Below are 21,048 nucleotides of genomic sequence, written 5' to 3' on the forward strand. Positions count from 1 at the left end.
CCAAGGTTCGAACCGATTCCTGAATACTTTGCCCACCTTAAAATGGAGATGTAAAACGATGTCCAAACTATTCGGAAAATTTCTCAAGAACACCTCGTTGCTGGCCCTGGTGGCTGCGCCTGGCGTGGTGTTCGCAGCACCTTCCACCGACCCGATTTCCACGTTCGGGATCATGGGCAGCTACAACGACTTCAAACTTGAAGGCGGTAGCGAAAGCGACAAGGACCACATGCCCGAAGCCGGCCTGTTCTACAACTTCGGCAACAAGCTCACCGCCGAATCCGGCTTCATTTACCAGGCCGGTATCGAAGCCAAGTACGGCGAGAAGAGCGATAACAAGCTCAAGGAAGGCCAGGCCGACCTCGACCTCGGCTGGCGTGCCGCGCTGGATGCGCGCAACTTCGTCGATGTGATCGTGGGCGGTGGCTACACCTGGACTCGCTACGAGCCGGACACCAATGGCTACGACATGAAGCTCACCAATAAGTCGCCGTTTGCCAAGGCAGCCCTGGGCTACAACCACCAGTTCGATGACATGACCCTGCGCGTTGAAGCCGGCGCCCGTCGCACCATCGACGGTCGCGCCAAGCTCAAGGTGGACGGCGTTGGCAGCGACAGCGTGGACCTCAAGGACCGCACCAACCCTTATGCCGAAGTCAGCCTGCTGATGAACCAGAAGGGCGACCTGCCAGTGATGGCGGGCTTGTACTACACGCGTACCGAGTACAAGCTCGACGACGACTCCTATGTGGCCGATAACACCAAGCTCAAGCGTGATGAGTATGGTTTCAAGGTGGGTATTGCGTTCTAAGGTTGCGGCCTTGACCAATCCCAGGTTTGAATAAAAAACGCCCCGCTATAAGTCGGGGCGTTTTTTTGTCTACCCTGTATTGGGCCAGACAGTTCTGGGGTGTTTGGTCTGGCGCCTTCGCGGGCAAGCCCGCTCCCACAATGGGAACGTGTTCCCCTGTGGGAGCGGGCTTGCCCGCGAAGGCGACGGTGAATGCACCGCCTCTCTAATACCTCGCCCCTGAAACGCAAAACGGCGCCCAAAGGCGCCGTTCTGTTTACTGCATCAACCTAAGCGATCAAACGCCCAGCACCGCGTGCTGCACCAGGGTGAGCAACGGTTGTGGGTACACGCCCAGGAAGAACGCGAGCAGGGCGATAGCCAGCAGCATGACGCCGCCTGCCTTCTGTTCCCAATGCAGCTCGGCATCTACACGGCGCAGGTTTGGCTCGATCAGGTACAGGGTGACCATCACGCGCAGGTAGTAGAACACGCCGATGGCGCTGCCCAGTACCAGCGAGGCAACCAGCCACCATTCGTGGGCTTCGACACCGGTCGCGACAATGTAGAACTTGCCGATAAAGCCCGCCGTCAGCGGAATACCGGCCAACGACAGCATCATCACGGTGAGCACGGCGGTCAGGTACGGACGGCGCCAGAACAGGCCGCGGTATTCGTACAGCGCGTCGGCGTCACGGCCTTTGTACGGCGACGACATCAAGGTGATGACGCCGAACGCACCCAGGCTGGTGATCACGTAGGTGACCAGGTACACGCCAATGGCTTCTACAGCCAGGCCTTTGCTCGCCACCAAGGCGATCAGCAGGTAGCCGAAGTGGGCGATGGACGAATAACCCAGCAGACGCTTGAGGTTGTTCTGGGTCAGGGCCAGCAGGTTACCGAACAGGATCGACGCGATGGCGATCACCGTCAGCACGTTGCTCAGCACGCCGGTGTTGGCGGCGGGGGAGATCTGGAACAGACGCACCATCACCGCAAACACCGCCACTTTCGACGCGGTGGCCAGGAACGCCGCCACCGGCGCCGGGGCGCCTTCGTACACGTCCGGGGTCCACAGGTGGAACGGCACCAGCGACAGCTTGAACGCCAGGCCGATCAGCATCATCGCCAGGCCCAACTGGGCAATCGGCGCCGGGCTGTTGGTGGCGGCCAGCGCGTGGCCGATACCGGTGAAGCTCAGGCTGCCGGCTTCGGCGTAGAGCAGGGCCATACCGAACAACAGGAACGCGGAACCGGCTGCCGACAGCACCATGTACTTGATGCCGGCTTCCAGGGAGCGTTTATTGAAGAAGGCATAGGCCACCAGGCCGTAGGTCGGGATCGACAGCAGTTCCAGGCCGATGAACAAGCCAGCCAGGTGCTGCGCGCTGACCAGCACGATACCGCCGGCCGCAGCCAGCAGGATCAGCAGGTACAGCTCTTCGCGGTTGCCCGGGTAGCCGGTGCCGCCTTCGCCGAGGTAGGCGTGGGCGAGGGTGACGCAGGCCAGGGTCGCCACCAGGATCAGGGCGATGTACAGCAGCGCGAAGTCATCGACCATCATCAATGGCGTGACTGCCAGTGGCGCGACCTTGAGGGCCGGGATGATCGACAGCAGGGCCAGGTTCAACCCGGCGCAGGACAGCAGGAACGTTTGCGAGTGATTGCGGCGCCAGGCGATTGCCAGCATCACCACCACGATGGTGAGGCTGGTAATCAGCAGCGGCGCAAGCGCGATAAAGTGTTGGATCGTGAATTCCATAGCGCTCTTACCGGGCCGAAGCGAGTTGGGAGAAGGCGGTGCCGAACCACTGCTGCACGCCATGCATCGTTGCGGCAGAAGTGTCCAGGAACGGTTGCGGGTACACGCCGATGAAGATCAGCAGTACCGCAAGGCCGAGCACCATGATCAGTTCGCGCGCGTCCATGCCTTGCAGGACGGTGTCGGACTTGGCCGGGCCGAAGTAGGCGCGGTGGATCATGATCAGCGAGTAGACCGAACCGAACACCAGGCCGGAGGTAGCAATGGCACTGATCCACGGCGTCTGCACAAAGGCACCCATCAGGATCAGGAACTCGCCGATGAAGTTACCGGTACCCGGCAAGCCGAGGGATGCGGCGGCGAAGAACAGGCTGATCGCCGGCAGGTATGCGATGCGCGACCACACGCCACCCATCTCACGCATGTCACGGGTGTGCAGGCGTTCGTACAGCTGGCCACTGAGGATAAAGAGGGCAGCGGCCGAAACACCGTGGGCCAACATCTGGATCACTGCGCCTTGCAACGCCAGCTGGCTGCCGGAGTAGATGCCGATCAGTACGAAACCCATGTGGGAAACGGACGAGAAGGCAATCAGGCGCTTGATGTCGGTTTGGGCGAAGGCCAGGAACGCACCGTAGAAGATCCCGATCAGACCCAGGGTCATGGCAATCGGCGCGAACTCGGCCGAGGCATTCGGGAACAGCGGCAGGGCGAAACGCAGCAGGCCGTAGGCAGCGGTCTTCAACAGGATACCGGCGAGGTCCACAGAGCCGGCAGTCGGCGCCTGGGCGTGGGCGTCAGGCAACCAGGAGTGGAACGGCACCACCGGCAGCTTCACCGCGAAGGCGATGAAGAAGCCCAGCATCAGCACGTACTCGGTGGTCAGCGACATCTTGGTTTTCAACAGGTCGGCGTAGTTGAAGGTAATCACGCCGGTGTTGTTGAAGTTGACCAGGACCAGACCCAGGATCGCCACCAACATGATCAGGCCGGAAGCCTGGGTAAAGATGAAGAACTTGGTCGCTGCGTAGATCCGGGTTTTCTTGCCGTCCGAAGAACTGTGACCCCAGAGCGCGATGAGGAAGTACATCGGCACCAGCATCATTTCCCAGAAGAAGAAGAACATGAACAGGTCGAGGGCGAGGAACACGCCGACAACGCCGCCCAGGATCCACATCAGGTTCAGGTGGAAGAAGCCCACGTGACGCTGGATCTCTTTCCAGGAGCAGAGTACCGAGAGGATACCCAGCAGGCCGGTCAGCAGGATCATCAACAGCGACAGGCCGTCGAGGGCCAGGTGCACGTTGATGCCGAAGCGCTGGATCCACACGTGCTTGAATTCAAGCGCGAAGGTGGGATCGACACCCGGTGCCGGAGCGAATGAATAGTCACCGTGGGCCCACAGCCAGAGGCCGAGCGCGAGTTCCAGGGACATGGTCAGCAACGCAATCCAGCGGGGGAGGGTGGCGCCGAAGCGTTCACCCATCCAGCAGAGCAGGCCGCCGATAAAGGGGATCAGGATTAGCCAGGGCAGAATCATGACGGGCTCGTTTCCTTTCGCAAGTTTGCAAAGTACGCAGTGCACTTAAACATAGTCAGACCGCTACCACGACGATGGCGCCGATCACCAGCACGGCACCGGCCGCCATGGACGCTGCATACCAACGCAATTGGCCGGTCTCGCTGCGGCTCAGGGCGGTGTGACCGGCCTTAGCGGCACGCGGGATCAAACCGATGGTCTGGTCGAGCGGGTCTTTGCGCAGCACGTGGCTGATCGCAAGGTAAGGTTTGACGAACAGTTTGTCGTAGATCCAGTCGAAGCCCCAGGCGGCGAACCACCAGGCCGACAGGAAGCGACCAATGCCACTGTTGGCCACGGCAGTCACGAAGCGACGCTTGCCGAGGAACAGCAGGGCCGCCAGCAGGATACCGGCGATGGCGATGGCGCCCGAGGCGATTTCCAGGCTGTGCTGGGCTTCGCCGCCGGCATGGCCCACGCTTTGTGGCAATACACCGTGCAGTGGCGGGGTGATCATCGCACCGACGAAGGTCGACAGGATGATCAGCACCGACAGTGGCAACCAATGGGAGATGCCGTGGCCTGCGTGCGCTTCGGTCTTGGCTTCACCGTGGAAGGTGATGAAGATCAGGCGGAAGGTGTACAGCGAGGTCATGAACGCACCCACCAGGCCTGCGTACAGCAGGTTCTGGTTACCGCTGGCAAAGGCTTCCCAGAGGATCTCGTCCTTGGAGTAGAAACCGGCGGTCACCAACGGCAGGGCTGCCAGGGCGGCACCACCGACGATGAAGCTGGCGTACGCCAGTGGCAGTTTCTTCCACAGGCCGCCCATCTTGAAGATGTTCTGCTCGTGGTGGCAGGCGACGATCACCGCACCGGAGGCGAGGAACAGCAACGCCTTGAAGAACGCGTGGGTCATCAGGTGGAAGATCGCCGCGTCCCAGGCGCCAACGCCCAGGGCCAGGAACATGTAGCCGATCTGGCTCATGGTCGAGTAGGCGAGGATACGTTTGATGTCGGTCTGCACCAGCGCGGCGAAGCCGGCCAGTACCAGGGTCACGCCGCCCACGATGCCTACAAGGTGCAGGATGTCCGGCGCCAGGGTGAACAGGCCGTGGGTACGGGCGATCAGGTAGACACCGGCGGTCACCATGGTGGCGGCGTGGATCAGTGCCGACACCGGGGTAGGGCCGGCCATCGCATCCGCCAGCCAGGTTTGCAGTGGCAGTTGCGCAGATTTACCCACGGCGCCGCCCAGCAGCATCAGGGTGGCCAGGGTGATCCAGAAGTCGCCGACCTGGAATTTCTGCGGTGCCAGCACCAGCAGTTCCTGGATGTTCAGCGTGCCCACCTGTTGGAACAGGATGAACAGGCCTATGGCCATGAACACGTCGCCGATGCGGGTGACGATAAATGCCTTGAGTGCCGCGTTACCGTTGTTGCGGTTGCTGTAGTAGAAACCGATCAACAGGTACGAGCACAGGCCCACGCCTTCCCAGCCGAAATACAGGAACAACAGGTTATCGCCCAGCACCAGGAACAGCATGCTGGCGATAAACAGGTTGGTGTACGAGAAGAAGCGTGAGTAACCCGCTTCACCGCGCATGTACCAGGATGCGAACAGGTGGATCAGGAAGCCCACACCCACCACCACGCCGAGCATGGTGATCGACAGGCCGTCGATGTAGAGGGCGAAGTTGGGCTTGAAGCCCTCGACCGCCATCCACTGCCACAGCACCAGGGTGTAGTGACCGCCTTCAGGCGGTGCCACGTTGAATTGCCAGATGACGTAGGCGGCCACGATGGCCGACAGGCCGATGGAGCCCACGCCGATCAGGGCCGAGAGGTTTTCCGACCAGCGCCCGCGAGAGAACGACAGCAGCAGGAAACCGATCAGGGGGAATACGAAAGTCAGAAAGATCATGTTCATCCGCGCATCTCACTGGCAGCGTCGATATCAAGCGTGTGGAAGCGACGATACAGCTGCAGCAGGATCGCCAGGCCAATACTGGCTTCGGCGGCTGCCAGGCTGATCACCAGGACGAACATCACTTGCCCATCCGGCTGGCCCCAACGTGCGCCTGCCACAATGAACGCCAGTGCCGCGGCGTTCATCATGATTTCCAGGCTCATCAACACGAACAGAATGTTACGGCGAACCATCAGGCCGACCAGGCCAAGGCAGAACAGGATGCCGGCGACCGCCAGACCATGCTCCAAAGGGATAGCAGGCATCGTCATTGCTCCTTGGCTTCGTTGCGGCCCAAGTGGAAGGCAGTGATGGCTGCGGCGAGCAGCAGCATCGAAGCCAGTTCGACCACCAGCAGGTACGGGCCGAACAGGCTGATGCCCACGGCTTTCGCGTCTACGGTGGTGTGGCCGATGGCCTGGCCGCTCTGGTGAGCGAACAGCACATACAGCAGTTCACCCAGCAGCAAGGCGGCGAGGACAACCGGGCCGAGCCAGATGCCGGGCTTGAGCCAGACGCGCTCCTGGGCGACCGAAGCCGGCCCCAGGTTGAGCATCATCACCACAAACACGAACAGCACCATGATGGCGCCGGCGTAGGCGATCACTTCCAGCACACCGGCGAACGGTGCGCCGAGGCTGAAAAAGGTCATGGCCACGGCGATCAGTGAAATGATCAGGTAGAGCAGGGCGTGCACGGGGTTAGTGTTGGTGATCACGCGAAGCGTGGACACCACTGCAATACCCGATGCGAAATAGAAAGCGAATTCCATCTTTCTTCCTTAAGGCAGCAAGCTCTTCACGTTGATCGGCTCGGCTTCGTTTTGTGCGGCGCCTTTTGGCTTACCGGCAACGGCCATACCTGCAACACGATAGAAGTTGTAATCAGGGTTTTTACCGGTACCTGCGATCAAAAGATCTTCTTTCTCGTACACCAGGTCCTGACGTTTGAACTCGGCCATCTCGAAATCCGGTGTGAGCTGGATCGCGGTGGTCGGGCAAGCTTCCTCGCAGAGGCCGCAGAAAATGCAGCGCGAGAAGTTGATGCGGAAGAAGTCCGGGTACCAGCGACCGTCTTCGGTTTCAGCTTTCTGCAGGGAGATGCAACCCACCGGGCACGCCACGGCGCACAGGTTGCAGGCTACGCAACGCTCTTCGCCGTCGGGGTCGCGGGTCAGTACGATGCGGCCGCGATAGCGCGGCGGCAGGTACACCGCTTCTTCGGGGTATTGCAGGGTGTCGCGTTTGCGAAAGCCGTGACCGAACACCATCACCAGGCTTCGCAACTGGGTACCGGTACCCTTAACGATGTCGCCAATATATTTGAACATGGGTCAAATCCTCACTGAACCGCGGCAGCGGGCGTGTTCAACAACACGACGGCAGCCGTCACCAGCAAATTGATCAGGGTCAGCGGCAGGCAGAATCTCCAGCTGAAATCCATCACCTGGTCATAACGCGGGCGCGGAATCGAGGCGCGCAGCAGGATGAACAGCATGATGAAGAACGCGGTCTTCAGGAAGAACCAGAAGAAGGCCAACTGCGGCAGGATGCCAAACGGACCGTGCCAGCCGCCGAAGAACAGCGTGACCAGCAGGGCCGAGATCAAGATGATGCCGATGTACTCACCGACGAAGAACATGCCCCACTTCATGCCGGCATATTCAATGTGGTAACCGTCGGCCAGTTCCTGTTCCGCTTCCGGCTGGTCGAACGGGTGACGGTGAGTCACGGCCACGCCAGCGATGAAGAAGGTGCAGAAGCCGAAGAACTGCGGAATGATGAACCACAGGTTCTGTGCCTGGTACTCGACGATGTCGCGCATGTTGAACGAGCCAACCTGCACCACGATGCCCATCAGTGCCAACCCCATGAACACTTCATAGGATACGGTTTGCGCCGAGGCACGCAAGCTGCCCAGCAGGGCGAACTTGTTGTTGCTCGACCAACCGGCGAACAGCACCGCGTATACCGACAAACCGGCCATGGCGAAGAAGAACAGCAAGCCGATGTTCAGGTCCGCCACGCCCCAGGTCGGGGTGATCGGGATGATCGCAAACGCAATCAGCAAGGCGCTCATGGCGACCACCGGTGCCAGGGTGAAGATCACCTTGTCGGCAAACGGCGGGGTCCAGTCTTCCTTGAAGAACATTTTCAGCATGTCGGCAGCGATCTGGAACATGCCGAACGGGCCAACGCGGTTCGGACCGTAACGGTCCTGCCACCAGCCCAGCAGGCGACGTTCGACGAAGCTGAGCAGGGCGCCCGCGACGACCACGGCCAACAGGATCACGATGGCCTTGACCACCGAGATGATCACGTCAATTACTTCCGGCGTGAACCAAGTCATTGCGCTGCCTCCTGCAGACCGTCAACGGTTTTGCCGAAAATGGCAGGCGGAATACCGGCGATGCCTTTAGGCAGTGCAACCAGGCCGGCACCCAGCTCGTCATTGATACGCAGCGGCAGACGCAAGGTCTGGCCGGCGACGTTGAGGCTGAGTAGCGCGCCGTCGTTGACACCCAGGCGGTCGGCTTCGGACTTGGCCACGGACACATAGGCGGCAGGAATGCGCTCTTGAACCGGCGCGGCCTTGGAAGAGGTCTCTTCGCTGCCGAACAGGTGGAAGAACGGCACGACCTGCCAGGTACCCGGCGCCGGGTTGAACGGACGCGGTACGGCAGCGAACCAGTTCAGCGAGTCACCGCTGCTTTCGATCAGGCGAGTGCCTGGGTCGCCAGCGCGGATATGACCACCGACTTCGTCCTGGAACTTGTTCCAGGCCTGCGGCGAGTTCCAGCCCGGCGACCAGGCAAATGGCACCTGCTGACGCGGTTCGGCCGAACCCGAGTAACCTTCCATGGAGAAGGCAAACGCGGTGTCGTTGTCTTGCGGGGTACGCGGCTCGTGCACGCTGATGTCAGCACGCATGGCGGTGCGGCCGGAGTAGCGCAGCGGCTCACGTGCCAGTTTCAGGCCCTTGATGCGGAACGCGGCGGACGGCGCGGCATCGACGATACGAGCAAGCTGCGGCGCGCTGGCGGCGGTGGCAGCGGTCACGTGGTCGAGCTGAGTCCAGTCGATCGGCTGGTTCAGCAGGGTGGCGCGCAGGGCATGCAGCCAGCGCCAGCCTTCGTGCACCAGGATGCTGGCGTCCATGTACTTCGGATCGAACACCTGGAAGAAGCGCTGGGCGCGGCCTTCCTGGCTGACCAGGGTACCGTCGCCTTCGGCGAAGGTGGCGGCTGGCAGCACCAGATCGGCGCGGTCGCTGGTGGCGGTCTTCTGGTGGTCGGCGACGATCAGCACCTTGGCCGCATCCAGTGCCGCGTCAACCTTGGCCGCAGCGGTGCGGGTGTACAGGTCGTTTTCCAGCACCACGATGGCGTCGGCACGGCCGTCGGTCACGGCTTGCAGCGCTGTGTCCACGGACTCGCCACCGAGCATGGCCAGGCCCAGGCTGTTGGCTTCCGGCACCACCAGGCTGATGGAGCCATTTTTGTCGCGCAGCTTCAGGGCCTTGGCGATGTTGGCGGCGGCTTCGATCAGCGCTTTGGAACCCAACGAGGTACCGGCAATGATCAGCGGACGCTTGGCCGCCAGCAGGGCGTCGGCAATGCGCTGGGCCAACTCGGCAGCTTCAGCGTCCAGGCCTTCAACGGCGGGTGCGCTGGCGTCGAGGGCGTGGGCCACGGCGAAACCGAGGCGGGCCAGGTCGTCCGGCGCGGCGTGCACGCACTCTTCGGCGATGTCGTCGAGCTTGGTTTCAGCCAGGGAGGCGATAAACAGCGGGTTCAGCGCGTGCTGGCCGATGTTCTTCACGGCGGCGTCGAGCCAAGGCTGTACGCGCATGGCGTCGGCCATTTCTTCGGCCTTGCCTTTGACCGACTGACGCAGCGACAGCGCGATGCGTGCAGCGGTCTGGGTCAGGTCTTCACCGAGTACGAAGATCGCATCGTGGTCTTCGATGTCGCGCATGTTCGGAACCGGCAGCGGGCTGTCGTTCAGCACTTGCAGAACCAGGCGGATGCGCTCCAGCTCGCCGGCTTCGATACCGCAGTAGAAGTGTTCGGCACCTACCAGCTCGCGCAACGCGAAGTTGCTTTCGAGGCTGGCGCGTGGCGAACCGATACCCACGATATTGCGCCCGCGCAACAGGTCGGCAGCCTTATCCAGCGCTGCGTCCAGGCTCAGCTTGGCGCCATCGGCCAGCAGGGGCTGGCGTGGGCGGTCTTCGCGGTTGACGTAGCCATAGCCGAAACGGCCACGGTCGCACAGGAAGTACTGGTTGACCGAACCGTTGAAGCGGTTTTCGATACGACGCAGTTCACCGTAGCGCTCGCCCGGGGAGATGTTGCAACCGCTGGAGCAGCCATGGCAGATGCTCGGCGCAAATTGCATGTCCCACTTACGGTTGTAGCGCTCGGAGTGGGTCTTGTCGGTGAACACACCGGTCGGGCAGACCTCGGTGAGGTTGCCGGAGAACTCGCTCTCCAGCACGCCGTCTTCAACGCGACCGAAGTACACGTTGTCGTGGGCGCCGAACACGCCGAGGTCGGTGCCGCCGGCGTAGTCTTTATAGAAGCGCACGCAGCGGTAGCAGGCGATGCAGCGGTTCATTTCGTGGGAAATGAACGGGCCGAGGTCCTGGTTCTGGTGGGTACGCTTGGTGAAGCGATAACGGCGCTCGTTGTGGCCGGTCATCACCGTCATGTCTTGCAGGTGGCAGTGACCGCCTTCCTCACAGACCGGGCAGTCGTGGGGGTGGTTGGTCATCAGCCATTCGACAACGCTGGCGCGAAACGCCTTGGATTCTTCATCGTCGATGGAGATCCAGGTGTTGTCGGTGGCTGGGGTCATGCAGGACATGACGATACGACCACGGGTGTCGTTCTCGTCGGTGTATTGCTTGACCGCACACTGGCGACAGGCACCGACGCTACCAAGCGCGGGGTGCCAGCAGAAATACGGGATGTCGAGGCCGAGTGACAGACACGCCTGTAACAGGTTGTCCGCCCCATCGACTTCGAGCGCTTTGCCGTCTACGTGGATAGTGGCCATGGTTCAAAGTTCTTCGTTGGCCCGTTGTCAGCGGGCGTGGCTAATGGAATCTTGTTATTCATGTGCATCTACACAGCCTTTACGGCGTCAGCACATGAGCAGGCGAAGGGCACGGACCCTTCGCCTGTTTAAGCGTTACGCGCCGACTACGATCGGCTTCGCCAGAGGCGGGACGGCGGCGCTGGTGGGCGCGATGCCGGCTTCGAACTCCGAGCGGAAGTATTTGATTGCGCTGCCCAATGGCTCCACGGCGCCTGGTGCGTGAGCACAGAAAGTCTTGCCTGGGCCGAGGAAACCGACCAGACCCAGCAGGGTTTCGATGTCGCCCTCGCGGCCTTCGCCATTTTCCAGGGCCATCAGCAGCTTGACGCTCCAAGGCAGGCCGTCGCGGCATGGGGTGCAGAAGCCGCAGGATTCGCGGGCAAAAAACTGCTCCATGTTGCGCAGCAACGAGACCATGTTCACGGTGTTGTCGACCGCCATCGCCAGGCCGGTACCCATCCGGGTGCCCACCTTGCCGATACCGCCGGCATACATTTGTGCATCGAGGTGCTCGGGCAGCAGGAAACCGGTGCCGGCGCCGCCTGGCTGCCAGGCTTTCAAGGTGTAGCCGTCGCGCATACCGCCGGCGTAGTCCTCGAACAGCTCGCGTGCGGTCACGCCGAATGGCAGTTCCCACAGGCCAGGGTTCTTGACCTTGCCGGAGAAGCCCATGAGCTTGGTGCCCATGTCTTCGCTGCCTTCGCGGGCCAGGGATTTGTACCAGTCCACGCCGTCGGCGATGATCGCCGGCACGTTGCACAGGGTCTCGACGTTGTTCACACACGTCGGCTTGCCCCACACGCCCACGGCGGCGGGGAAGGGCGGCTTGGAACGCGGGTTGGCGCGGCGGCCTTCGAGGGAGTTGATCAGTGCGGTCTCTTCACCGCAGATATAACGCCCGGCGCCGGTGTGCACGAACAGTTCGAAGTCAAAACCGGAACCGAGGATATTCTTGCCCAACAGGCCAGCGGCCTTGGCTTCTGCCACTGCACGGTTGAGGTGCTTGGCGGCGGTGGTGTACTCGCCACGCAGGAAGATATAGCCACGGTAGGTCTTGAGCGCACGGGCACTGATCAACATGCCTTCGATCAGCAGATGGGGCAGTTGCTCCATCAGCATGCGGTCTTTCCAGGTGTTGGGCTCCATTTCATCCGCGTTGCACAGCAGGTAGCGGATGTTGATGGATTCGTCCTTGGGCATCAGGCCCCACTTCACGCCAGTGGGGAAGCCTGCGCCGCCGCGGCCCTTGAGACCGGCGTCTTTCACGGTCTGGACGATATCGTCCTGGGCCATGTCGGCGAAAGCTTTGCGCGCAGCGGCGTAGCCGTTCTTGGCCTGGTATTCGTCGAGCCATACCGGCTCGCCGTCGTCACGCAAGCGCCAGGTCAGCGGGTGGGTCTCGGCCGAACGCTTGATCAGGTTGGCCGGGCCGAAAGAGGTCAGGGTCATGGGTAGCCCTCGAGCAATTGGGTCACGCCAGCAGGCTGTACGTCACCGAATGTGTCGTCGTCGATCATCAACGCCGGCGCCTTGTCGCAGTTGCCCAGGCAGCACACCGGCAGCAGCGTGAAGCGGCCGTCGGCGGTGGTCTGGCCGAGGCCGATGCCCAGCTTGGCCTGGATTTCGCTGACCACGGACTCATGGCCACCGATGTAGCAGACCATGCTGTCGCACACACGAATGATGTGGCGGCCCACCGGTTGGCGGAAGATCTGGCTGTAGAACGTCGCCACGCCTTCAACGTCGCTGGCGGGGATGCCGAGGATCTCGCCGATGGCGTAGAGGGCGCCGTCGGGCACCCAGCCACGTTCCTTCTGGACGATCTTCAGGGCTTCGATCGACGCCGCGCGCGGGTCTTCGTAGTGATGCAGCTCGTGCTCGATGGCCGAGCGCTCGGTTTCACTCAAGGTGAAACGGTCTGTCTGGATAAGCGTGCTGTTCATGCTTAGCGGTCCACGTCGGCCATAACGAAATCGATACTACCCAGGTACGCAATCAAGTCCGCGACCATCTCGCCTTTGATCACCGAAGGGATCTGCTGCAAGTGGGCAAAACTTGGGGTACGAATCCGGGTGCGGTAGCTCATGGTGCCGCCATCGCTCGTCAGGTAATAACTGTTGATACCCTTGGTCGCTTCGATCATCTGGAAGGATTCGTTGGCCGGCATCACCGGGCCCCACGAAACCTGCAGGAAGTGCGTGATCAGGGTTTCGATGTGCTGCAGCGTGCGCTCTTTGGGCGGCGGCGTGGTCAGCGGGTGATCCGCCTTGTACGGGCCGGCCGGCATGTTGCGCATGCACTGCTCGATGATCTTCAGGCTCTGGCGCATTTCTTCGACGCGCACGATGCAACGGTCGTAGGCATCGCCATTGGCCGCCAGCGGTACTTCGAACTCGAAGTTCTCGTAGCCGGAGTACGGGCGTGCTTTACGCAGGTCGAAGTCGCAACCGGTGGAACGCAGGCCGGCACCGGTGACGCCCCATTCCAGGGCCTCTTTGGTGTTGTACTGCGCGACGCCGATGGTGCGGCCCTTGAGGATGCTGTTGTCCAGCGCGGCTTTCTGGTACTCGTCCAGGCGCTTGGGCATCCAGTCGATGAATTCCTTGACCAGGCGTTCCCAGCCGTTCGGCAGGTCGTGGGCCACTCCGCCGATGCGGTACCAGGCCGGGTGCAGACGGAAACCGGTGATGGCTTCGATGACCTTGTAGGCACGCTGACGGTCGGTGAAGGTGAAGAACACCGGCGTCATGGCGCCGACGTCCTGGATATAGGTACCCAGGAACAGCAGGTGGCTGGTGATGCGGAAGAACTCGGCCATCATGATGCGGATGGTGTCGACGCGGTCCGGTACCTTGATACCGGCCAGCTTCTCGACCGAGAGCACGTACGGCAGGTTGTTCATCACGCCGCCGAGGTAGTCGATACGGTCGGTGTACGGGATGAAGCTGTGCCAGGACTGACGCTCGGCCATCTTCTCGGCGCCACGGTGGTGGTAGCCGATGTCCGGGACGCAGTCGACGATTTCTTCGCCGTCCAGTTGCAGGATGATACGGAAGGCACCGTGGGCCGAAGGGTGGTTCGGGCCCAGGTTGAGGAACATGTAGTCCTCGTTGGTGCCGGAGCGCTTCATGCCCCAGTCTTCGGGGCGGAAGCGCGCCGCCTCTTCTTCAAGCTGTTGCTTGGCGAGGTTGAGGCTGTACGGGTCGAATTCGGTGGCGCGGGCAGGGAAGTCCTTGCGCAGCGGGTGACCTTCCCAGGTCGGCGGCATCATGATGCGCGTCAGGTGCGGGTGGCCAGGGAAGTCGATGCCGAACATGTCCCAGACTTCACGCTCGTACCAGCTGGCGTTCGGCCAGATACCGGTCACGGTCGGGATGCTCAGGTCGCTCTCGCTCAGGGCGACCTTGATCATCACGTCGCTGTTACGTTCCAGCGACATCAGGTGGTAGAACACGGTGAAATCGGCACCGCTCGGCATGCCCTGGCGCTTGGTGCGCAGACGCTCGTCCACGCCATGCAGGTCATAGAGCATGACGTACGGCTTGGGCAGGTTGCGCAGGAAGGTCAGGACTTCGACGAGCCTGGCACGCGCCACCCACAGCACCGGCATACCGGTGCGTGTGGCCTGGGCGGTGAAGGCGTCAGGGCCGAAACGGTTATTGAGTTCGACAACCACATCCTGGTCGTCTGCCTTATAAGGCGGGATGTACAGAGCACTGCCTGTAGTCATGGTTTTTTATCGCTTTCGGTCAACGTAAAGAATGAAGCCAGGTTTTCGTTCTATAAAAGAAGCGGGCTGGATCAGACTTCGTCGGGGCTGCGCAGGTTGGTGACTGCGATTCGCTGTTCGCGGCGCTGTTCCTTTTGAGACGGCATCTCGGCGCGATAAACGCCTTGATCACCGACCACCCAGGACAGTGGGCGACGCTCCTTGCCAATCGATTCCTGCAACAGCATCAAGCCTTGCAGGAACGCTTCGGGACGGGGCGGGCAGCCAGGCACGTAGACGTCCACGGGCAGGAACTTGTCCACCCCTTGAACGACCGAGTAGATGTCGTACATGCCACCGGAGTTGGCGCACGAACCCATGGAGATAACCCACTTTGGTTCGAGCATTTGCTCATAGAGGCGCTGGATGATCGGCGCCATCTTGATGAAGCAGGTACCGGCGATAACCATGAAATCCGCCTGGCGCGGCGAGGCCCGGATCACTTCGGCGCCAAAGCGCGCGATGTCGTGGGGCGCCGTGAAGGCGGTGGTCATTTCCACGTAGCAGCACGAAAGACCGAAGTTGTACGGCCACAGGGAGTTTTTACGCCCCCAGTTGACCGCGCCACTCAGCACGTCTTCCAGCTTGCCCATGTAGATGTTTTTGTGGACTTGGTCTTCTAACGGGTCGGAGACGGTTTCCCGTTCGCCGATGGGGTACTGCTCGTTAGGAGCATCCGGGTCGATCCTGGTGAGATTGTATTGCATTGCCAAAGCCTCATTGTTTCAGCTTCGCTTGCCGCTTGCGACGAGCTTCCGGAGCCCAGTCAAGGGCGCCCACTCGGAACAGGTAGACAAGACCTGCCAACAGAATTGCTATGAAAACGAGAGCTTCGACGAATCCGGTCCAGCCGCTTTCGCGGACGGACACAGACCATGCAAAGAGAAAGAGGGCTTCGATATCGAAGATCACGAAGAGCATCGCGACCAGATAGAATTTGGCTGAGAGCCGCAAGCGGGCGCCACCTGTAGGTAGCATGCCGGATTCGAACGGTTCGTTTTTGCTGCGGCCCCAGGCTTTTGACCCGAGGAGGCTGGAGACGCCAAGCATGAAGGCGCAGAGGCCTACAACACCGAGAAGGAAAATGGCAAAGCCCCAGTTGTGGGCCATGAGTCCTGTCGCGTCGGTCATGCTGGAAATCCTTAACAGAGAGCAAAGGTCTCTGAGCTCGAAAAAGTAACGATGCAGTGACGATATGTCGCACTGCAATCAATCGCGGTGATTTTATGGCTAAACACCGGGCAAGTAAAATTCCTAGGGCGAAATTATTCGGTGGAATAAGCACATAGTGCACCTTCTTGGGGCTGTAGCCCTTGTGGCGTGGGCATTAGCGGGCTTTTCATCAATTATGTTTTGTTTAAGCGGTAACGAAGTTTTCAGGCGCTAAATGATAATGAATATTGTTTGCGTGGGGTGTAAGCGAGTGTTTCTCATGTGGCGCGGGAAGTTACCGTTACTTGCTTGAGTGTCGCTTAGTTGTCGCAACGGTTCTTTTAACCGATCGGATGTGCGCGGATACCGCTCTGGATCAATGTTTTTAGCAAAAAACTATGGATAGGGGGCGGTCAATGTAGGAGCTGGCTTGCCTGCGGTGGCGGCGGATCAGCTGAAACACCTGCCTCTGACCCACCGCCATCGCAGGCAAGCCAGCTCCCACCCTTGATTTTCGGTGATTCCTAGGCAAAAAAAACGCCCCGAACCAGTCGGGGCGTGATTGTTGCGCGGTACTGCGGTTAGGTCTTCCGTGGGGCCGCAGTGGCCGTGTACGCGGTACTTAGTGGAACTGCTCTTCTTCGGTCGAACCGGTCAGCGCGGTCACGGACGAGGTGCCGCCCTGGATCACGGTGGTCATGTCGTCGAAGTAGCCGGTGCCCACTTCCTGCTGGTGCGCCACGAAGGTGTAGCCTTTGGCGGCGTCAGCGAATTCCTGCTCCTGCAGCTTCACGTAGGCGGTCATGTCGTTGCGGGCGTAGTCGTGCGCCAGGTTGAACATGCTGTGCCACATGTTGTGGATACCGGCCAGGGTGATGAACTGGTGCTTGTAGCCCATGGCCGACAGCTCACGCTGGAACTTGGCGATGGTCGCGTCGTCCAGGTTCTTCTTCCAGTTGAAGGAAGGCGAGCAGTTGTAGGACAGCAGTTGGTCCGGGTACTCCTTCTTGATCGCTTCGGCAAAGCGGCGTGCTTCGTCCAGGTCTGGCTTGGCGGTTTCGCACCAGATCAGATCGGCGTACGGCGCGTAGGCCAGGCCACGGGCGATTGCCTGGTCGAGGCCGGCGCGCACTTTATAGAAGCCTTCCTGGGTGCGCTCGCCGGTAACGAATGGTTGGTCGTACGGGTCGCAGTCCGAGGTCAGCAAGTCTGCCGCGTTGGCGTCGGTACGGGCCAGGATGATGGTCGGTGTACCGGCAACGTCAGCGGCCAGGCGAGCGGCGGTCAGCTTCTGTACAGCTTCCTGGGTCGGTACCAGTACCTTGCCACCCATGTGGCCGCATTTTTTCACCGAAGCCAGCTGGTCTTCGAAGTGCACGCCGGCAGCGCCTGCCTCGATCATGCTCTTCATCAGCTCGTAGGCGTTGAGTACGCCACCGAAACCGGCTTCGGCGTCTGCCACGATTGGCGCGAAGTAGTCGATGTAGCCTTCATCGCCTGGGTTCTTGCCGGCTTTCCACTGGATCTGGTCGGCACGACGGAACGAGTTGTTGATGCGCTTGACCACGGTTGGCACCGAGTCCACCGGGTACAGCGATTGGTCGGGGTACATGGATTCAGCGGAGTTGTTGTCCGCTGCCACTTGCCAACCGGACAGGTAGATCGCCTGGATACCGGCTTTTACCTGCTGGACTGCCTGGCCGCCAGTGAGGGCGCCCATGCAGTTGACGAAATCTTTGTCGGGACGGAAAGAAGGCTTGGCACCCTGAGTGACCAGGTTCCACAGCTTCTCGGCGCCGAGTTTTGCAAAGGTGTGCTCAGGTTGGACCGAGCCACGCAGGCGGACGACGTCAGCAGCGGAATAAGCGCGGGTTACGCCTTTCCAGCGTGGGTTTTCAGCCCAGTCTTTTTCAAGGGCTGCAATTTGCTGTTCGCGTGTCAGTGCCATGGGGAAAAACCTCGTCGCGTCTTGTTTGAAGTATCCGTTTGCCAGCCCGGCATTCGTTGCCTGGGTAGGATTGCTCGCTGACCAGAAGCTTTGGGGTTCAAGTCAAATCTGACGGAGGTAGGCGACGGGATGAACGATGGGGCTCAAGGGGGAGTTGAGCAGGTAAGGGCAAACTGCGAACGGTCTTCGGGCGTCGTGGGCCTTTGTACGATCCATCAGTGTGTAGCCGGGTTACCTGGTTAGCTTCCGTCCCTCGGGACAACTTCGTTCCAGTCGCAACCAACGTCAAACACACCTTGTGGGCGGTACAGACACGAATCGGCTCAGGTGGGTAGCTTAGAGCGGCGATCCGAAGGCCCTTGCCAGGGCCCCTGATTAGCGGGAGCGAGGCCATCATGCCCATGCTTTTTTGGCTCGTCAAATGTTTTGTAGTGCTTTTTTTCTGGCACTACATCTTTAGTCTAATGCGACTTGCCAGTCAGTTTTCGGTGCTTCAGTTCAAGGTGTCGACCTTGACCCGTAAAGTCAGGTCATCGCGGCCCTGAGTAGAGTAGCTGCGGGTTGTAGAGGACTTGTCCGCCTGGGTTTCACGATTGATGCCGGCCAGGGGAATCCATTCGCCCAGGCGGCCGCTGACAGTTGTGTCGGTGCTTTGCACGTTCACTACATCGGGACGTTCCTGGCTCATGCGGTCACGGTTGGTACTGATGGCCAGGTGTACGGTCTCGCCGGTGACGCTGGCGGTCACGTAAAAGCCCTGGGTGACGTTGCGATACTGGGTCTGGTTTTGCAGACGGCCGTAGCTGTCCTGTTGCGTGGTGGTCAGCGGTACGCTCTGGCCGACCTGGATCAGCGCAGGCACGCCTTCGCTGGCCTGGATCTGCTGCACGCCACCGTCGCGGCTGGCAGTGCCGTAGCTGATGATGCGGGTCTGGCTGTCACCACTGTTCTGTTGGTTGTTCTCGTTGGTATCGACGGTGATCAGCAGACGTTTGGCCGGTGTATCCAATTGGCCGAGCAGTGCGCGCAAGCCCTCGATCCTGGCGGGCTCAGCGTTAACGATAAGCTGGTTGCCGTAGGCGCTGACGGTGCCGTCCTTGCCAATGAAGTTCTGCGCCACGGGCAGCAGGTCGGCGCTGGTGCGGTTGTTCAGGTTGACGACTTCAGTGGCGGCCATGGCGCAAGCGCTGACGGTCATCACGAGGGCGGTGAGCAGGGTGCGTAGGGACATGTCCGTTATCTCTGCGAGTCATTTGCTTGATAGTGCCAGTTTGTCGGCCTGGCAGGGCGCAAGTTGAATCGTAGACGGCAAAATGCCCTGGCAGGCAGGGCATTCAGGATGTTGCTGAAATAGCTATCGCAGGCAAGCCAGCTCCCACACTTGGAATGCAGTCAAATGTGGGAGCTGGCTTGCCTGCGATGCAGGCGACGCGGACTCGGGTCAGTCCCCGCGCACCATATCCACATGCGGAATCCCGACCTCAAGAAACTCATCGCTGACGATCTTGAAACCCAGCCGCTCATAAAACGGCGCCGCATACACCTGCGCACTCAGGAATTGCCGGGTCTGGCCGCGTTTCACCGCCTCGCCGATCACCGCTTCCATCAGCTTGTCGCCGACTTTCAGCCCACGCCAGTCCTTGAGCACTGATACCCGACCGATCTCGCCGCTGGGCAGCAATCGAGCGGTGCCAATCGGGAAATCACCTTCGTATGCAAGAAAATGCATGGCGCCGGCATCGTCCGCGTCCCACTCCAATTCAGGCGGGACCGATTGTTCAGCGATGAATACCGCTTCACGAATGCGCCGAATCTCGTCGATATCCTTTCGCCAGTCCGCGACACTTACGTGAATTCTATTCATCCGCGAACCCCAGGCTGCCTTGCTTGACCAGTTCGCACAGCAGGTCGCGACCGTCTTCGTCGGCCAGCCACTCGCCCAGGTTTTCGCTGTGCAGTGCATCGGCCGAGCACACCAGCTTCAACAGTTCACGCAGTTTGCCCGGCAGGTAACGGCTCTGGCCGCTGGCGAACAGCAATACGTCGTCGTCCACTTCGGACCAGGCCAGGCGTGCGCTCGGGTTGCGTACCAGGATCGCGCCGTCTTGCAGGCTGTTGATGAAATCTTCTTCGCCCAACTCTTCGCCGGCCACCAGTTCCGGGTAGCGTGGCTCGGTCATGAACTGGCCGAACCAGGTCAGCAGCATGCGCTCATCGCTCATGTGCTCGGCGAGCAAGCCCTTGAGGCGGTCCAGTGCGTCGCCCTGGATCTGGTGCGGGTCGCTGACCGGCTGGGCGTCTGCGTCGGTGTAGCGCTCTTCGTCGGTCAGGTACTGGCTGAGGAAGTCGGTGAAGTGGGTCAGCACTTCAGCGGCGCTCGGTGCACGGAAACCCACGGAATAGGTCATGCAGTCGTCTTCAGCAATGCCGAAATGGGCCAGGCGCGGCGGCAGGTAGAGCATGTCGCCCGGTTCCAGCACCCATTCGGCGCTTTCTTCGAATTCGGCGAGGATGCGCAGGTCGGCGTGTTGCAGCAACGGGCTTTCGGAATTGCACATCTGGCCGATCTTCCAGTTGCGCTTGCCCTGGGCTTGCAGCAGGAACACATCGTAGTTATCGAAATGCGGACCGACGCTGCCACCCGGCGCGGCGAAGCTGATCATCACATCATCGATACGCCAGCTCGGCAGGAAGCGGAAGTGCTCCAGCAGCTCAGCCACTTCCGGCACGAACTGGTCGACCGCCTGCACCAGCAGGGTCCACTCGCGCTCGGGCAGGGTGCTGAAAGCGTCTTCGGCGAACGGGCCGCGACGCAGTTCCCACGGGCGCTCGCCGTGTTCGATCACCAGGCGCGACTCGACTTCTTCTTCCAGGGCCAGGCCTGCCAGTTCGTCGGCGTCGATCGGGCTTTCGAAGTCAGGGATGGCCTGGCGGATCAGCAGCGGTTTTTTCTGCCAGTAGTCGCGCAGGAATTCCCGTGCCGTGATGCCGCCCAGAAGTTGAAGAGGGATATCAGGATTCATGTGTAACCTATTGA

General features: G+C 60.8%; 18 protein-coding genes. 1 reads left to right on the forward strand and 17 read right to left on the reverse strand.

Annotated elements, in window-relative coordinates; all coding sequences use genetic code 11:
- The first annotated feature begins 58 nt into the window (after nucleotides 1-58).
- Nucleotides 59-811 (forward strand): outer membrane beta-barrel protein, encoded by a 753-nt coding sequence (locus MHH62_RS00630; protein WP_032902839.1) that lies wholly within the window; start codon nucleotides 59-61, stop codon nucleotides 809-811.
- A gap of 277 nt (nucleotides 812-1,088) precedes the next feature.
- Here the strand turns inward: MHH62_RS00630 and nuoN are convergent, their stop codons facing one another.
- The 17 genes from nuoN to MHH62_RS00715 form a co-directional block, all read right to left on the reverse strand.
- Nucleotides 1,089-2,552 (reverse strand): NADH-quinone oxidoreductase subunit NuoN, encoded by a 1,464-nt coding sequence (gene nuoN / locus MHH62_RS00635; RefSeq protein ID WP_003174731.1) that lies wholly within the window; start codon nucleotides 2,550-2,552, stop codon nucleotides 1,089-1,091.
- Nucleotides 2,553-2,559: 7 nt separating this feature from the next.
- Nucleotides 2,560-4,092 (reverse strand): NADH-quinone oxidoreductase subunit M, encoded by a 1,533-nt coding sequence (nuoM, locus tag MHH62_RS00640; protein ID WP_014718913.1) that lies wholly within the window; start codon nucleotides 4,090-4,092, stop codon nucleotides 2,560-2,562.
- A gap of 55 nt (nucleotides 4,093-4,147) precedes the next feature.
- Nucleotides 4,148-6,001 carry an NADH-quinone oxidoreductase subunit L gene (gene nuoL / locus MHH62_RS00645; protein ID WP_014718912.1) on the reverse strand — a complete coding sequence of 618 codons (1,854 nt, stop codon included), beginning with the start codon at nucleotides 5,999-6,001 and terminating at the stop codon, nucleotides 4,148-4,150.
- Nucleotides 5,998-6,306: an NADH-quinone oxidoreductase subunit NuoK gene (nuoK, locus tag MHH62_RS00650; RefSeq protein ID WP_339232225.1), complete on the reverse strand. Its 309-nt coding sequence runs from the start codon at nucleotides 6,304-6,306 to the stop codon at nucleotides 5,998-6,000. The genes nuoL and nuoK overlap by 4 nt, the downstream gene beginning before the upstream one ends.
- Nucleotides 6,307-6,308: 2 nt before the next feature.
- Nucleotides 6,309-6,812, reverse strand: coding sequence for an NADH-quinone oxidoreductase subunit J (nuoJ, locus tag MHH62_RS00655; RefSeq protein WP_003174726.1), 504 nt, complete (start codon nucleotides 6,810-6,812; stop codon nucleotides 6,309-6,311).
- Nucleotides 6,813-6,821: 9 nt separating this feature from the next.
- Nucleotides 6,822-7,370: an NADH-quinone oxidoreductase subunit NuoI gene (gene nuoI / locus MHH62_RS00660; protein ID WP_014718911.1), complete on the reverse strand. Its 549-nt coding sequence runs from the start codon at nucleotides 7,368-7,370 to the stop codon at nucleotides 6,822-6,824.
- A gap of 11 nt (nucleotides 7,371-7,381) precedes the next feature.
- Entirely contained in the window at nucleotides 7,382-8,389 is a 1,008-nt protein-coding gene (gene nuoH, locus MHH62_RS00665; RefSeq protein WP_003174724.1) for an NADH-quinone oxidoreductase subunit NuoH, read from the reverse strand.
- Nucleotides 8,386-11,100: an NADH-quinone oxidoreductase subunit NuoG gene (gene nuoG / locus MHH62_RS00670; protein ID WP_201914781.1), complete on the reverse strand. Its 2,715-nt coding sequence runs from the start codon at nucleotides 11,098-11,100 to the stop codon at nucleotides 8,386-8,388. The genes nuoH and nuoG overlap by 4 nt, the downstream gene beginning before the upstream one ends.
- A gap of 135 nt (nucleotides 11,101-11,235) precedes the next feature.
- Nucleotides 11,236-12,591, reverse strand: a complete 1,356-nt coding sequence (gene nuoF / locus MHH62_RS00675; RefSeq protein WP_005789119.1) for an NADH-quinone oxidoreductase subunit NuoF — start codon at nucleotides 12,589-12,591, stop codon at nucleotides 11,236-11,238.
- On the reverse strand, nucleotides 12,588-13,085 hold the full coding sequence (nuoE, locus tag MHH62_RS00680) for an NADH-quinone oxidoreductase subunit NuoE (protein WP_003232080.1): 498 nt from the start codon (nucleotides 13,083-13,085) through the stop codon (nucleotides 12,588-12,590). The genes nuoF and nuoE overlap by 4 nt, the downstream gene beginning before the upstream one ends.
- 2 nt (nucleotides 13,086-13,087) lie before the next feature.
- Nucleotides 13,088-14,872: an NADH-quinone oxidoreductase subunit C/D gene (nuoC, locus tag MHH62_RS00685; RefSeq protein WP_339232226.1), complete on the reverse strand. Its 1,785-nt coding sequence runs from the start codon at nucleotides 14,870-14,872 to the stop codon at nucleotides 13,088-13,090.
- Nucleotides 14,873-14,943: 71 nt separating this feature from the next.
- Nucleotides 14,944-15,618 carry an NADH-quinone oxidoreductase subunit B gene (locus MHH62_RS00690; protein WP_003174719.1) on the reverse strand — a complete coding sequence of 225 codons (675 nt, stop codon included), beginning with the start codon at nucleotides 15,616-15,618 and terminating at the stop codon, nucleotides 14,944-14,946.
- Between the two features lie 10 nt (nucleotides 15,619-15,628).
- Nucleotides 15,629-16,042 carry an NADH-quinone oxidoreductase subunit A gene (locus tag MHH62_RS00695; RefSeq protein ID WP_003192109.1) on the reverse strand — a complete coding sequence of 138 codons (414 nt, stop codon included), beginning with the start codon at nucleotides 16,040-16,042 and terminating at the stop codon, nucleotides 15,629-15,631.
- A 643-nt stretch (nucleotides 16,043-16,685) separates the two neighbouring features.
- Nucleotides 16,686-18,011, reverse strand: coding sequence for an isocitrate lyase (gene aceA / locus MHH62_RS00700; RefSeq protein ID WP_003174717.1), 1,326 nt, complete (start codon nucleotides 18,009-18,011; stop codon nucleotides 16,686-16,688).
- 493 nt (nucleotides 18,012-18,504) lie between these two features.
- Nucleotides 18,505-19,242, reverse strand: a complete 738-nt coding sequence (locus MHH62_RS00705; protein WP_014718909.1) for a secretin N-terminal domain-containing protein — start codon at nucleotides 19,240-19,242, stop codon at nucleotides 18,505-18,507.
- Nucleotides 19,243-19,452: 210 nt separating this feature from the next.
- The gene (locus MHH62_RS00710; protein WP_014718908.1) at nucleotides 19,453-19,875 is read right to left on the reverse strand and encodes a GNAT family N-acetyltransferase; all 423 of its coding nucleotides are present in this window, start codon (nucleotides 19,873-19,875) and stop codon (nucleotides 19,453-19,455) included.
- Nucleotides 19,868-21,034, reverse strand: a complete 1,167-nt coding sequence (locus MHH62_RS00715; RefSeq protein WP_014718907.1) for a cupin domain-containing protein — start codon at nucleotides 21,032-21,034, stop codon at nucleotides 19,868-19,870. Before MHH62_RS00715 ends, MHH62_RS00710 begins: the two co-directional genes overlap by 8 nt.
- Nucleotides 21,035-21,048: the final 14 nt, after the last annotated feature.

This window comes from Pseudomonas sp. FSL L8-0168 (assembly GCF_037976155.1).
In the GTDB taxonomy this organism is placed as follows: domain Bacteria; phylum Pseudomonadota; class Gammaproteobacteria; order Pseudomonadales; family Pseudomonadaceae; genus Aquipseudomonas; species Aquipseudomonas paracarnis.

Bases quoted from the DNA above. Each gene is read 5' to 3' on its own strand.
- MHH62_RS00630 (WP_032902839.1), top strand. From the start codon at position 59: ATGTCCAAACTATTCGGAAAATTTCTCAAGAACACCTCGTTGCTGGCC.
- nuoN (WP_003174731.1), bottom strand. From the start codon at position 2,552: ATGGAATTCACGATCCAACACTTTATCGCGCTTGCGCCGCTGCTGATT.
- nuoM (WP_014718913.1), bottom strand. From the start codon at position 4,092: ATGATTCTGCCCTGGCTAATCCTGATCCCCTTTATCGGCGGCCTGCTC.
- nuoL (WP_014718912.1), bottom strand. From the start codon at position 6,001: ATGAACATGATCTTTCTGACTTTCGTATTCCCCCTGATCGGTTTCCTG.
- nuoK (WP_339232225.1), bottom strand. From the start codon at position 6,306: ATGCCTGCTATCCCTTTGGAGCATGGTCTGGCGGTCGCCGGCATCCTG.
- nuoJ (WP_003174726.1), bottom strand. From the start codon at position 6,812: ATGGAATTCGCTTTCTATTTCGCATCGGGTATTGCAGTGGTGTCCACG.
- nuoI (WP_014718911.1), bottom strand. From the start codon at position 7,370: ATGTTCAAATATATTGGCGACATCGTTAAGGGTACCGGTACCCAGTTG.
- nuoH (WP_003174724.1), bottom strand. From the start codon at position 8,389: ATGACTTGGTTCACGCCGGAAGTAATTGACGTGATCATCTCGGTGGTC.
- nuoG (WP_201914781.1), bottom strand. From the start codon at position 11,100: ATGGCCACTATCCACGTAGACGGCAAAGCGCTCGAAGTCGATGGGGCG.
- nuoF (WP_005789119.1), bottom strand. From the start codon at position 12,591: ATGACCCTGACCTCTTTCGGCCCGGCCAACCTGATCAAGCGTTCGGCC.
- nuoE (WP_003232080.1), bottom strand. From the start codon at position 13,085: ATGAACAGCACGCTTATCCAGACAGACCGTTTCACCTTGAGTGAAACC.
- nuoC (WP_339232226.1), bottom strand. From the start codon at position 14,872: ATGACTACAGGCAGTGCTCTGTACATCCCGCCTTATAAGGCAGACGAC.
- MHH62_RS00690 (WP_003174719.1), bottom strand. From the start codon at position 15,618: ATGCAATACAATCTCACCAGGATCGACCCGGATGCTCCTAACGAGCAG.
- MHH62_RS00695 (WP_003192109.1), bottom strand. From the start codon at position 16,042: ATGACCGACGCGACAGGACTCATGGCCCACAACTGGGGCTTTGCCATT.
- aceA (WP_003174717.1), bottom strand. From the start codon at position 18,011: ATGGCACTGACACGCGAACAGCAAATTGCAGCCCTTGAAAAAGACTGG.
- MHH62_RS00705 (WP_014718909.1), bottom strand. From the start codon at position 19,242: ATGTCCCTACGCACCCTGCTCACCGCCCTCGTGATGACCGTCAGCGCT.
- MHH62_RS00710 (WP_014718908.1), bottom strand. From the start codon at position 19,875: ATGAATAGAATTCACGTAAGTGTCGCGGACTGGCGAAAGGATATCGAC.
- MHH62_RS00715 (WP_014718907.1), bottom strand. From the start codon at position 21,034: ATGAATCCTGATATCCCTCTTCAACTTCTGGGCGGCATCACGGCACGG.